At 42.1% G+C, this 12,416-nt stretch carries 11 protein-coding genes; 3 read left to right on the forward strand and 8 right to left on the reverse strand.

Going from position 1 to position 12,416, the window contains the following annotated elements:
• Nucleotides 1–41: 41 nt before the first annotated feature.
• From FKG96_RS01895 to FKG96_RS01915, 5 genes are read right to left on the reverse strand one after another with little or no spacing between them, the layout of a single operon-like run.
• Complete coding sequence (locus FKG96_RS01895; RefSeq protein WP_149105109.1) at nucleotides 42–1,691, reverse strand: sodium:solute symporter; 1,650 nt, start codon at nucleotides 1,689–1,691, stop codon at nucleotides 42–44.
• A 31-nt stretch (nucleotides 1,692–1,722) separates the two neighbouring features.
• The gene (locus FKG96_RS01900; protein ID WP_130854849.1) at nucleotides 1,723–2,877 is read right to left on the reverse strand and encodes a four-carbon acid sugar kinase family protein; all 1,155 of its coding nucleotides are present in this window, start codon (nucleotides 2,875–2,877) and stop codon (nucleotides 1,723–1,725) included.
• Nucleotides 2,874–3,914, reverse strand: coding sequence for a 4-hydroxythreonine-4-phosphate dehydrogenase PdxA (gene pdxA / locus FKG96_RS01905; RefSeq protein WP_130854848.1), 1,041 nt, complete (start codon nucleotides 3,912–3,914; stop codon nucleotides 2,874–2,876). Before pdxA ends, FKG96_RS01900 begins: the two co-directional genes overlap by 4 nt.
• Nucleotides 3,907–4,845, reverse strand: a complete 939-nt coding sequence (locus tag FKG96_RS01910; protein ID WP_013664282.1) for a dihydrodipicolinate synthase family protein — start codon at nucleotides 4,843–4,845, stop codon at nucleotides 3,907–3,909. The genes pdxA and FKG96_RS01910 overlap by 8 nt, the downstream gene beginning before the upstream one ends.
• Before the next feature lie 57 nt (nucleotides 4,846–4,902).
• Complete coding sequence (locus tag FKG96_RS01915) at nucleotides 4,903–6,060, reverse strand: iron-containing alcohol dehydrogenase (RefSeq protein ID WP_130854847.1); 1,158 nt, start codon at nucleotides 6,058–6,060, stop codon at nucleotides 4,903–4,905.
• Nucleotides 6,061–6,408: 348 nt separating this feature from the next.
• On the opposite strand from FKG96_RS01915, the gene FKG96_RS01920 reads away from it, so the two are divergent.
• From FKG96_RS01920 to FKG96_RS01930, 3 genes are all read left to right on the forward strand, one after another.
• Complete coding sequence (locus tag FKG96_RS01920; protein WP_013664284.1) at nucleotides 6,409–7,281, forward strand: AraC family transcriptional regulator; 873 nt, start codon at nucleotides 6,409–6,411, stop codon at nucleotides 7,279–7,281.
• 96 nt (nucleotides 7,282–7,377) lie between these two features.
• Nucleotides 7,378–8,052, forward strand: a complete 675-nt coding sequence (locus FKG96_RS01925) for a lipid-binding SYLF domain-containing protein (RefSeq protein ID WP_130854846.1) — start codon at nucleotides 7,378–7,380, stop codon at nucleotides 8,050–8,052.
• A gap of 92 nt (nucleotides 8,053–8,144) precedes the next feature.
• The gene (locus FKG96_RS01930) at nucleotides 8,145–8,321 is read left to right on the forward strand and encodes a hypothetical protein (RefSeq protein ID WP_013664286.1); all 177 of its coding nucleotides are present in this window, start codon (nucleotides 8,145–8,147) and stop codon (nucleotides 8,319–8,321) included.
• Between the two features lie 114 nt (nucleotides 8,322–8,435).
• On the opposite strand, the gene FKG96_RS01935 is transcribed toward FKG96_RS01930, so the two are convergent.
• The 3 genes from FKG96_RS01935 to FKG96_RS01945 all read right to left on the reverse strand — a co-directional run bounded on the left by FKG96_RS01935 (nucleotide 8,436) and on the right by FKG96_RS01945 (nucleotide 12,413).
• The gene (locus tag FKG96_RS01935; RefSeq protein WP_130854845.1) at nucleotides 8,436–9,698 is read right to left on the reverse strand and encodes an FAD-binding oxidoreductase; all 1,263 of its coding nucleotides are present in this window, start codon (nucleotides 9,696–9,698) and stop codon (nucleotides 8,436–8,438) included.
• A gap of 122 nt (nucleotides 9,699–9,820) precedes the next feature.
• A complete protein-coding gene (locus FKG96_RS01940) occupies nucleotides 9,821–10,819 on the reverse strand; it encodes a 4-hydroxyproline epimerase (RefSeq protein WP_149105110.1) in 999 nt (332 codons plus the stop codon).
• A gap of 106 nt (nucleotides 10,820–10,925) precedes the next feature.
• Nucleotides 10,926–12,413: an aldehyde dehydrogenase (NADP(+)) gene (locus FKG96_RS01945; RefSeq protein WP_130854843.1), complete on the reverse strand. Its 1,488-nt coding sequence runs from the start codon at nucleotides 12,411–12,413 to the stop codon at nucleotides 10,926–10,928.
• Nucleotides 12,414–12,416: the final 3 nt, after the last annotated feature.

Genomic DNA, 12,416 nt, shown 5'->3' on the forward strand with positions numbered 1-12,416 from the left:
ATTAACTCGCTAAAATCAAATAGCTTTATCCGGTGATCAGGTTAGCCAACAAAGAGCTTTCGCTTCCCGTTTTCTCTTGCAGAGGTTTCACCCCCTTCTTTAAACTTTTCGCTTATTACGGTATGAGCTTGTTGTTGCTTTCTCTCCCTTCTTAGCTTCAACCAGCCACTGTAAAGCAAATTTTCATTGATTGACGGTTTTGGAAAGAATAGGCTGCTAATATAGCCTACTACGACCACCAGAATATGGCTATATACACCAAGCATAAGCTTGTGATGGGTAAAATTAAAGGTGCCTAAATCCAGCAGTTTGTACTTATTATCTCCTATACCGACTTCCGTTGACGTTAAAAGTGCATAAGCTGTGAAAAATATACATGTTACAATAGCAATATTAACGCCTTTTTCATTGGCCCTACTTGAAAACAGCCCTAACAGAAAGATTCCGACAATGCCACCTGAAAATATAGCATATAATGTAAAAATAACCCCTAAAATCCCTTCACTTCCCAAATAAGCATATACGAAGCCTATTATGATGGTAATGATGCCCGATAATACTACAATCCATCTACTACTAGCTAAATAGATACGATCTGTTTTTCCCGGTTTTATCTTTTTATAGTAATCTTCTACCCCTACTGCTGCCAAGGAGTTAAGATCGGCACTTAAACTACAAATTGCAGCAGAGATCATGGCCGCTAACACAAACCCCACAACACCTGTTGGCAGTTCGGTCATAATAAAATAGGGGAACACACTATTGGCATTTACATTTGCTGGTAGCGGTTGCTGAGTATAGTATGCAAATAAGGCAGTTCCAATGAACATGAACAGCGCCCAAACGGGTACGGTAAGTAAGATACCTAATAGCGAAGCTCCAATAGCTCCCTTGTCTGTCTTAGCAGTTAAGTATCGCTGAACAACCGTTTGGTCAGTGCCGTATTTTTGTATTCCATAAAATAAGCCATTAATGGCAACGACGATGAAGGTCAGATTTTTAAAATCGAAGTCATAAGGTCCGAAGCCGGTTCGATGATTCATTTGGGCAATATGCCATACTTGTTTAGCACCGCCATCAACGGCAAAGAATATCAATAGCAGACAGATGATTCCGCTTAAAAACAGCATAAATCCCTGAAAAACATCTAACCAGATAACGGCCTCCAAACCACCAAGCAAATTAATAGTAATGATAATAGCCCCGGTACCGGCGATTACCCAAAAAGTATTGGCTCCTGTCATACTACTTAAAGCAACTGCCAATAGGTATAACACGGTCCCCATTCCGGAGAATTGGCGGAGAACAAAGGCAATGGAACTGTAATAACGGGCGAATGATCCGAAGCGCTTTTCAAAATATTCATAGGTGCTTAATCCGATTACCTTTCTGTACATAGGTACGATAAACCATATACTAAGCAGCAATACAATTGGCACCATTAACCCTTGGACCAATAAAATCCAGTTGGATGTGAATCCTTCGCTTGGGTAGCCGAGAAAAGTGACACTGCTTATCAGCGTGGCCAAGAGCGAAATACCGATAGCCCACGACGGAACCCTACCCCTTGCCGAAAAAAATGAGTGCGTAGACGTTTGATTTTTTGCATAGCGCATCCCCATATACAGGGTAATCATAATAACGATAACTATGATACCATAATCCACCGCCCCTAATGCAGTTTTTGTCATAATGTTGGTTGTTTTAGTGTTAGTATTTGTGCTATAGCGTATACCAGTTGTAACTACCCGGTTTTAAAGTTATCCATATTTTTGGCTCTTTATATATGCTACAGCGAATTACCCCTGGAGCTAATTCTTCCACTGGTTTTAATTGTCCGATCTGCCGATGTGCTAATATCGTTCCGGCCGTGGCTCCCCCTTCTATTATCAGTTCTTGGATGGTGACTTCATTCAAGAGGCGATCGACCATTTTTGCCATGCTTATCCTTAAGAAGCTTGGAGTTAATGGCATACTGGATACTAGCTCATTATCAAAGGCGATTATTGCTTTTTGATGATGCATTAGCGCAGCCTTCACCCGTTCCATCCAACGGTAGAGCTCTTCTTCATCCATATTTTCCCCCGGTTTACTGATCGGAAGGTAGCAAACAGGTTCATTCACCATACGCCAAGCCTTAATTCTTTGTATACTTTTCTCATAATTGCTTCCACAGATGTATAATGAAGGTCTCCTGAATCCTGTAAATGACTTATTTCCCTCCAATGGTTCGCACCTTAATGCCTTTGCTTTATGCTCAAGAAAAGCAATAAATGCGGAAGACCCGCCTGCAAGCAGGGTATCCTCCGGTGCAATTTGTACCCATTTACTAATGTCCTGTTCTGTCGCTATTTCGCCTACAACAAGGCCATGTGCAGGTAACGTGTCACTCCATGATTTTATCTGCACGTCTCCTTGCGCTCCAAGCATTTCCAAGACATTGGCATTTTTAACAGGAAATTCGGGATCGCACGAAAAAGCCGTCTCATGAATTGGTTTATCTTGCACATAGTATTTTCCCTTTCGGATTGTCCGGCCTAACCGTGGATTAGCAGGGAGCAATAATGCCCGTTTGGCACCAATAGCAAGCATTTGCGCTGTAAGCTCAGCAACTATATGTCCTCTTAATACAGAATCTACCTTTTTAAATATATGTGTAAAGGAAAGCGTCTTTATCCATCTCAGTACGTTGTCCAACCGCTCCATCGCCTGCTCTATAGCCATTGACCGCGTGTCTGTATTGATTACCAACAGATCGGTTCCCGAAGTTATAGAAACGTCTATTTGATTCGTAATTTCTACCTGAAGGTTATAACGTAGGGCGACCCCTCCTAATTCAGTGGCTCCGGTTAAATCATCTGCGATTACAATAATCATGTGCTAGACACTTTGTTTAATGCTAATTGTGTTGCTGCTTCGATCGCCAAGAGCATCGCGTCCTCACTGGCAATACCCTTGCCTGCGATTTCAAAGGCCGTACCGTGATCCACGGACGTGCGAATAATGGGCAATCCCATGGTGATATTAACTCCCTTCACGCTATCCATCTGCTTCTTTTCAGGATTCCATTTGAATCCGGTTAATTTAAAGGGAATATGGCCTTGATCATGATACATGGCTACAATTCCTCCGTAATAGCCGGTAGCGGCCTTGGAAAACAGGGTATCTGCAGGTACAGGCCCCTCCACATCATATCCAAGCTGCCCTGCCTCCGCTACAGCAGGGGCAATCTCTTCGTCGTCTTCCGTTCCGAACAGTCCTGAATCGCCTGCATGTGGATTAAGGCCGGCCACACCGATCTTTAAATTTCTTAAGCCTAAACTGATCAGCCCGTTTTGAAGCAATTCAATCACCTCTAAAATACGATCCTTCTTTACCAGATCACAGGCTTGACGGAGGGAAACGTGTGTTGATACGTGAATAACGCGCATTTGCTCTTCTACCAATAGCATCGCATATTTTTTGGTATTGGTATAATGTGCATAGATTTCGGTATGTCCGGGATATTGATGCCCAGCTTCACTAATCGATTTTTTATTAATGGGGCCTGTCACCGTGGCATCAATCTGACCGTCCATCGCCAATTCAATCACCTTTTTTACCGATCGAAAGGCAGCATCTCCCGCCGCAGCCGACACTTGTCCAAAATGAATCGCATTTAAATCAACAGGTCCCAAATCATATACATCCAGTTGGCCATAAATAAACTTTGCGTCTTCTATATGTTGTATTGAATGGATTGAAACCTGAATATCCAATGCATTTATGATATGTTGAAATACGTTGGCATTTCCTATCAGTAGCGGTCGGCATGCATCATAGACTTTTTTTGATAGTAGCGCCTTAACGGCAATTTCAGGCCCGATACTAGCCGGATCGCCCATAGTAATTCCAATAATTGGCTTCTCAGACATGATTATAAATATTCAGTTTTATTCCTTCTTCCTTAATAAGTTGCTGAAACGACTCCTTTAAAAGATTGATTTCTTCTGTGGATGACCCTTGAAGCGGCGGCATCACATGGGGTTCACATAAACCAACTGATTGCATCAGGATTTTTAGCGCCCATAGAGATTCGCCTAAGGTTCTTCCTTTTTGATAAAGATCGCCCAATAGGTCCGATTGTCGTTGATAATAGTATGCTTTCTCTTCGGAGCCTTCAGCAATGGCCTTGTACATTTCGTCGTAAATGGAAGGCGCTAAATTCCCCGTACTAGGTACCAAACCGTCGCTACCATGTAGAAGTGCATACGCGGACTTCGCAGCCCAACCGAGCAGATGACTAAAATCAGGCCTATCGGCCCAACGAGACAATGATTCCTGAAGACGTTCTTCTGATCGTTCGGAATCTTTGGTAGCTACGATATTGTCGTGCAGACTTAACTCGTCTAATAGATTTAGCGGTATAGACATATGGGTGGTAGCGGGTATATTATAAATAACCATTGGACCGTCCACATGATCGGCTAATTGCAGAAAATACTTCTTTATTTGACGTTCTGATAGCTTGTAATAAAATGGAAGCGTAGCAACCACCGCATCCGCGCCAAACTCGAAACAACGTTTCGAAAAATCAATGGTTTCCTTCATTGAATTGGATGATATTCCAACATATAGCTTATGTTCAGTTGATCGAATACCGGCAACTGTTTCAAGATACTCTAGTTTCAATTGGTTAGTCAGCAATGCGGACTCGCCGGTTGTACCCAAAATAAAGGGAGACGCATTGAACTGTTTTAAATTCTCCAAAATTCGGGCGACCGCTTCTTTATCAAGTTGATATTTTGTATTTATGGGTGTTACTAAGGGAACAATGGTACCATGGTATTTCTTTTTTGTCTTCATCTGTCAGTCTTTTGTTTTGTTTACATCTATCTATTTTGGCATTCAGGCGTCAGTCGTTTAATAAGCCTCGCGATAAATAGATATTGCATCATCTATGGTAATTTCCCTTGGATTGTTTACTAATAATCTTGTTATTTTCATGGCATCTTCGGCCAACTGAGGTATCGAAGTTTCCGGAATATTTAAATCTCTTAATCTAGCCGGAAGATTACATGCTCGAATAATTTGCTTTATTTTTTCAACACCCGCCATAGCAGTCCCTCGGTCATCGGCTAACTTTTCACATCCCAATGCGAGCGCAACCGCTGCGTAACGATCGGGTGCTGCGGGAATGTTAAAAGTCATCACATGGGGTAGAAGTAACGCATTGGATAAGCCATGCGCTATTTGGAAACGCGTCCCTAAAGGATAAGCCAGGGCGTGCACGGCCGCCGTATTGACCGGTCCAAGGCAAATCCCACCGAATAAGCTTCCCATCGCTACTTGCGCGCGAGCAAACTCATGGCTACCGTCCTCAACAGCCTTTACTAAATTGGCTGCTATTAACTTTATTCCTTCTAAAGCGTATATATCGATAAAAGGATGAGCAAATTTATTCGTATATGCTTCCAAGCAGTGTGTAAGCGCATCAAGCCCGGTAGCGGCGGTTACCCCGGCAGGTACGCTATGCGTCAATAAAGGATCCACACAAACTAGATCGGGTACCAAAAAAGGGCTGATTATTCCTTTTTTTTGATGGTCGACCGGATCGATAAAAATCGCATTAGGCGAAGCTTCACTTCCCGTACCCGCAGTGGTTGGTACACAGATTAGCTTAATCCGTCTCTCTCGAATTAAATTTTTACCGACAATCGCTCCCAGCTTTTGATCACTTTTTAACTGCACGGCTGCAAGTTTTGCTATATCCAGTACGCTGCCACCGCCAATACCTATTACACCATCGATATCTTCCGCTACATAGCTATTTATCAGCTGATTAAAATCATCGAAAGAAGGTTCTTGTTCTATTCCTGTATGAAGAAAAACTTGTATCCCGATGTTATCTAATTGCTTGATCAAGCTTTGTATAGTGGGCAATAAAGGTGCTATACTGACGATCAGTACCTTCTTTAGGCCTAAAGGCGCAATATCAGATGCTATTTGATTCAAACATCCGCTTCCAAAAAGTATCTTGTTTGGAAAATTAACACTTATATCTCGTAGAACTGTCATCATCAAAAACGCAATTGTCAGCTTCTATATGAATTTCAATGGGTCTTCCCCAGAAGTCCCAAAAGTTTATAATGGCCGCTATCTTTCCTTATTATTAGAGACTTACACCGGCTATAAATGAAATTCAAATATAGGGCTCGGTAAAACCACTTTGTTGTACAATTTTCCCCTCATCCTATACAATATTTGCATAGAAACTATAAACATCTTACATTTGAGGAAATCATGCTATAACAAGCATAACAAGCTAACCAAACTTGTTTACATACCTTTAAGGATCGAGTTATCATATGACATAAAGTGGTGATAGATTGGTCGGATATTATAAGATACTCGTTAAAAAAGTACGCAATGAAACCTCGTTTAAAAAAAGTTCCTGTAAAATCAGAGAGTTCCTTTAGCATCAATCATGATATCATGCCGAACTTTGGTAATGTTTGGCATTACCATCCCGAATTGGAGTTGCACTACAATATTAAAGGGGAGGGTGTACGGTTTATTGGTGATCACATAGACAATTTTTCTTCGGGTGAAATTATTTTATTAGGCGAAAACCTACCTCATGCCTGGCGCTGTCGAGAAGAGTATTTTCAACAAGATCCGAATTTTAATATTGAAGCCATCGTTATGCAGTTTTTGCCGGATTGTCTGGGCAAGGATTGGATTAATATACCGGAAGCCTACCTTATTCCAAAATTGTACGAAAAAGCCAAGAGCGGAATGATATTTTACGGAGAAACGCAGAAAAAAGTTGCACAGCTAATGCATGATTGTGCTACTGCTGAAAATTTGGAACGTATTATTCTATTGTTATCTATTTTAAAAACATTAGCGGAAAGCGATGAGTATAGACTTATAACGAATAAATACCATGCCTTCACTTCGCCCAATGAAGCCGACACCATTCGGTTGAATAAAGTCTATACCTACACCTTTAGTAATTATAAATCGGAGATAACATTGAAAGAAATCGCGGCGATCAGCAACCTTAGCGTAACTTCTTTTTGTCGCTACTTCAAAATGATGACCAGAAAAAGCTATTACGATTTTCTAATTGAGATTCGGATTAGCCACGCTTGCCGTTTATTGATCGAGAATATTTTACCAACGGAAGTCATTTGCTTCGAATGTGGATTTAACAATGTATCTAATTTCTATCGGCATTTCAAAAAACAAAAAGGCGTTACTCCACTGGAATATAAGCGCATCCACCTTTCAAGATAAGTTGTAGGTTTTAAGCTCAAACCCATAGAACTTAAAATTTATAACCCATAGCAGTTAGCGCACACTATTTTAATTGGTAAACCGTTAATAAAGCGTATGAAGATAATTAGAAAATGGATAGCGGCCCCAATTTTATTGGCCCTAATATGCGTGCTGAGCTCGTCATATATCGTAGATAAAGAAGCTGAACGGATTCAAAAAGCAGCAAGTGTCTTTGAAGACTTCACAAACATGAAAGAAAGTATACCCGCATCCATGCTGGAAGACTCAAAGGGAATCGTCATTATCCCAAAAATGATCAACGCAGGATTTGGTATAGGTGGAAAACGAGGAAAGGGTGTTGCAATGGTAAAACTTGCTTCCGGAGAATGGAGTGATCCGGTATTTGTAACGATTACCGGTGGTAGTATTGGATTTCAAGCAGGGGTGCAAGCAGTAGATTTAGTGCTTTTATTTAAGCATAAAGAAGCTTTAACAAATGCTAAGAACGGAGACTTTACCATTGGTGGCGATCTTTCGGCTGCGGCAGGTCCTGTAGGCCGAAGTACGAGCGCCAATACAGATTATAAACTGGACGCAGAAGTTTATTCCTATTCGAGAAGTAAGGGGCTTTTTGCCGGCATCAGTATTAATGGTTCTAATATAGCTTTTGATAAAACAGCCAATAGTAATTATTACGGGGCTAATTCGGACACGCAGAAACTGTTTTCGGGAGCAAAACATACGAGTGCAGAAGTAACTGCACTGAGAAATGCGTTAGGGGGCAAATAAAATTTAAAAAGCCTATTGCATTTTAATAAAAAAACGTAGTTTAGCAAAATCATTAACTTAATTTTATAAACCCATAAAAATTTATAAGTATTATGGAAAAATTCTCTAAACTGAAAGAACTTATTGCTCAAGCTGAAAAAGACGCTCTTGCATTCTACGAAAAAGGAAATAAGGCCGCTGGCACAAGATTAAGAGGCGCATTACAACAAACTAAAGCGTTAGCTCAAGACATCCGTAATGAAGTAACGGAAAAGAAAAATGCGAAATAATTGCTTACAAGGATCAAAAAAAGCCTGTGCTTAGTAAGGCAGGCTTCTTTTGATCATTTGATTATTAAGTTCTATTCAGATATTTGCTGACGGGGCCAGTGAGTTTACGGCTAATTAAGCAAAACGTTCGGGTGAAAATAGCGATATATCAGATGAACTTGGCAGCTCATTTGCCAATTCGCAGACGACCTTTCCATAGGCAGGCCCTAAGCTAAGTCCCATCATTCCACCCCCTCCGGCTATAATCAAGTTCTTTAACTGTTTAGTGTACCCGAGGTATGGTAAGCCATCGGGCGAACAAGGTCGGAAACCGAACCAAACGTCTTTTCGCTCCGGCATAGCCACTTTTAATTCGGGATAGTAGCGGGGAATAGCTTCAACGATGCCCTGTACGCGGTTCATGTTAATATCTTCGTTCAAAGCGGCCAATTCCATGGTTCCTCCGAAGCGAATATGACCATGCATGGGAGTTACGGCCACCCTCGCTTCGAGTAACAATGATGGATGCGATAACGTATGCTCCTGAGGTTTATACATAAACGAGTAACCCTTTCCCGGCATTAACGGAATCCGAAGTCCCGCCTTTTTTGCAATTGCCGGCAACCAAGCGCCTCCGGTCATCACAAATTTATCGGCACTGAACTTCTTGTTTCCGGCAATAACGGCCTGCAATTTTCCCATACCGGATTCAAAACCCGTTACCGTAGTGTGCTCATGTATCACTGCACCCTTTTGTCTCACAAAAGCAATAAGCTGCGCCATTAGCGCTTGTGGATATAAATGACCATCGCAACGATAGTGTACCGCGCCCAATACATCAAGCTTATTATTTGGTTCCAACAATTGTACTTGCTCTTTCGACAAAGCCTCTACGTCCAAACCCAGTGCTTTCGCCGTTTCAGCCAAATGGATTTCTTCCTCTGCCATTTTCTCTGTTTTATATAGCATGAGAATTCCTTTATGTGCTAATTCAAAGGAGAATTCATCCGTTTTCACCATTTCGTCGTATAAGTTACTGCTCAGGAGATTTAGGTCGCGAATACTTGGTGCAGAACGGTTAACATGGGTAGCATTCGCGTGTTTAATGAACTTTAACCCCCAAGAGATAAGATTAGCACTCAAACTCGGTTTTACATAAAATGGGCTCTTGCTGTTAAACATCCACTTGATTCCCTGCGCCACAATACCTGGAGCCGCGAGTGGTGTAAAGTGACTGGGAACCAGCATTCCGGCGTTACCATAAGAACAGTTGTCTTTTAAATCACCGCTGTCTAGAAGCGTAACTTTCCAACCATCTTTTAACAGATAATAGGCTGAACATAATCCAGCAATACCTCCTCCAATAATCAGAACACTCCCCTTATTTTCTTTATCCATGTGTTAGCATACTAGTTGTCAGCTTTCTTTGTCCGTTCTCGGCTTTTTGAATTTACCAAGAACCAAACTGAAACGCATAACAGACTTTTTTACTTTTGAATTTTTACTGTTTACTTTTGAATTTAAATCACCTGAAAACCGAAAGCATAAGGGTCCTCATCATCAATGATGATATGATTATATCCTGTAATTAAAGCCCAGCCCTCTACACCGGGTATAATAGCCGGTTTTCCATTTATCGTAGCCTCTTCCTCGATCGTACCAAGAAATTTTGACCCGATATAACTTTCGTGAATAAACCGATCTCCTTTTTTCAGCTTGCCCTTGGCGTACCATTGAGCCATTCGTGCAGAAGTGCCGGTGCCACATGGAGACCTATCTAATGCATTCTCTCCTACAAGTACTGCATTTCGCCCAGTTGACGAAGGATCCAAAACACTCCCTGTCCATTGTATATGGCTTAGACCCGAAATATTACTGTTCTCCGGATGAATAAACTGATACTTTTCATTTAATAGCTTTCGAATTACTTTACCGTAGTAAATGAGTTGGCTGGCAGAAAACCGGTTGATGTCCTCGAAATTTTCCTGTGGATCAATGATACCATAGAAATTACCTCCAAAGGAAACATCAACACGTATCATCCCTAAATCAGGGCAAACTACTTCAAGTCCTTCCGCGTATAAGAACGATTTAACATTCGTCAATTTAACGGACTTAACCCGTTTACCTTCTTGTTTGTAATCAATTAAGACCAGACCTGCCGGTGTTTCGAGACGTAATTTACCGGGTGTCTTGGGTTCAACCAAGCCCTCTTCAATAGCAATAGTAACCGTCCCGATTGTGCCATGTCCACACATGGGCAAACAGCCACTGGTTTCTATATATAGTACGCCGATATCATTCGCCGGATCGCAAGGTGGATACAATATACTTCCACTCATCATATCATGGCCCCGTGGCTCAAACATCAGCCCCTTCCGAATCCAATCGTATTCTTTCATGAAGTGCAAACGTCGCTCCATCATGGAATTCCCCTCCAACAGTGGGCCGCCGCCTGCAACGAGCCGTACCGGGCAGCCACAGGTATGGGCGTCTATACAGAAAAAAGTTTTTTTCATTGTTGTAGCAATTAGCCTTTAGCTATTAGCTGCTGTTAAATTAAATATTTTAGCTATTAATTTTATTCGCTTGAAAAGCCCCACTACCTTCCTTAAAATTTATAACTTACAACGCAGAAGCGTCCTTCGTCAATACGCTATTTACAGTACGATAAATACCTAGGGGATTTTCATTTTTCAAGGCATCAGGCAATAGTGCGTTCGGCCAATTTTGAAAAGAGATGGGACGTAGAAAACGCTGCACAGCATCTGATCCAACGGAGGTGAACCGTGCATCTGTCGTTGCCGGAAAAGGCCCTCCATGCTGCATAGCTATACATACCTCTACGCCGGTAGGCATACCGTTAAACAACAATCGCCCACACTTATCCTGTAAAAGACTTATTAATTTACTATGTCTGACGGCATCCGCCTCGGTGGCAGCCACAGTAATTGTTAGCTGTCCTTTTATATGATCGGCAATATTCAGCATTTCCTCTTCGCTCTCGCACGCCACGATTAATCCGAAAGGACCAAACACCTCTTCAAGTAAAGCGTCATTTTCTACAACGCTTTTCGCATCGGTTTCAACAAGCAGCGCAGCTCCTTGGCCTTCTGCAGCGATTTGTTCTGCTTTGCCTATTACGCGAATGGTGGATTCCGTTAACATGCGTTCGCTATTGGCATGGTAAGCTTTAGCAATGCCTGCATGAAGCATGTTCGCTGGAGGGCAACTTAAAACTTCTTGGCGGAGAACTTCTTTAAATGTCTCAAGATCTTTCCCCTTGACAGCGATGAGTACACCTGGATTGGTACAAAATTGACCCACACCGAGCGTTAGCGAACTTAAATACTGGTTCGCTAAACCTCGCGGATCAGTCGCCATTTTTTCCGGCAGCGCAAAGACTGGGTTTACACTACCCATCTCAGCGAATACCGGTATGGGCTCCTTTCGTTGATTAGCCAAATCAAATAACGCTTTCCCTCCTCCATAAGAGCCCGTAAACGCAACCGATTTGACTATAGGATGTTGAACAAGATAAGCCCCCGACTCGTTTGAATTACCGTATATGTGGGAAAAAATTCCATCATGCCATCCCTCTTCTTTTATCGCGCCGAAAATAGCCTCCGCCATTAATGCTGAAGTCTTGGGATGTCCCGGATGTGCTTTAAGAATTACCGGGCAACCCGCTGCGATAGCGCTCGCCGTGTCTCCACCGGCGGTCGAAAAAGCAAAGGGGAAATTACTTGCACCAAAAACAACTACCGGACCAACCCCAACCTTGATTTTACGCAAATCCGGCTTCGGTGGTGTTCTGTCTGGAATCGCTGTATCAATTCTTGCTTCAAAACATAGGCCATCTTTTATATGATCGGCATAGCTTCTCCATTGAAAGACAGTCCGGGCTTTCTCTCCGATCAGACGAGCCTCGGGAAGGTGGCTCTCTTCCATTGCTGTTGCGATCAATTCAGTCCCCAATCCCTCTATTTTGGCTGCAATCGCATACATTAAACCTGCTCTATCGATTGCGCTTCTTCCTTTTAGGTATTGAAATGCTTCTTCTGCCTTGTGCAGTAATTCCTTGACTTGTTCCTGTGGTGTTTCTGTGTACATTCT

The sequence above is a fragment of the Olivibacter sp. LS-1 genome, from assembly GCF_008245145.1.
Classification (GTDB): domain Bacteria; phylum Bacteroidota; class Bacteroidia; order Sphingobacteriales; family Sphingobacteriaceae; genus Olivibacter; species Olivibacter oleidegradans.